This window comes from Chitinimonas prasina (genome assembly GCF_030160395.1).
Classification (GTDB): domain Bacteria; phylum Pseudomonadota; class Gammaproteobacteria; order Burkholderiales; family Chitinimonadaceae; genus Chitinimonas; species Chitinimonas prasina.
Window position 1 is genome coordinate 1 of sequence record NZ_BSOG01000083.1, and the last position, 505, is coordinate 505.

General features: G+C 59.2%; 1 protein-coding gene. It reads right to left on the reverse strand.

What is annotated here, in order from left to right; all coding sequences use genetic code 11:
* The coding region (locus QQK16_RS21170) for an IS110 family transposase (RefSeq protein WP_284198466.1) at positions 1 to 505 on the reverse strand (505 nt) is incomplete at both ends.

Sequence of the window (505 nt, forward strand, 5' to 3'; positions counted from 1 at the left end):
CCAGCCATCTCCAGTGCGCTTTTGTCCAGTTCGTACGACCGGTGAATTTACGCCCATGGCGCAACAGAAACCCCAGAAGCATCTGTCGGCAGGCAACAAGATCCTGTCTGACCTGGCGCCGACTGCGTACGAGGTCTGGCATAGCCTCGTGTGCCGGATCCGGGATCCAGATTGCCGTCAACTCACCCGATCGCAACAGTCGCGCCAACATTTCGGCGTCTCTCCTGTCCGTCTTCACCCTGTCGGCTGGCTTGCGCGGTATTACAGATGGGGCGATGACACTGCAGTCCATACCCATGCCCAGCAACTGGCGATGGATGCCGTACCCGCAGCCACCTGCCTCATAGCAAAAGTGGAGTGTCGCATCAGGCGTAGCCAGGCGCGACACCAGACGTCGTATGGCCTCGGGCGTGTTGAGAATTGTCCCGTGGAACCGGATTTCTCCCGATCGCCCATCGTCTGCAACAGCCACGGCAATCGTCTCTTTGTGGACATCCAGACCGAT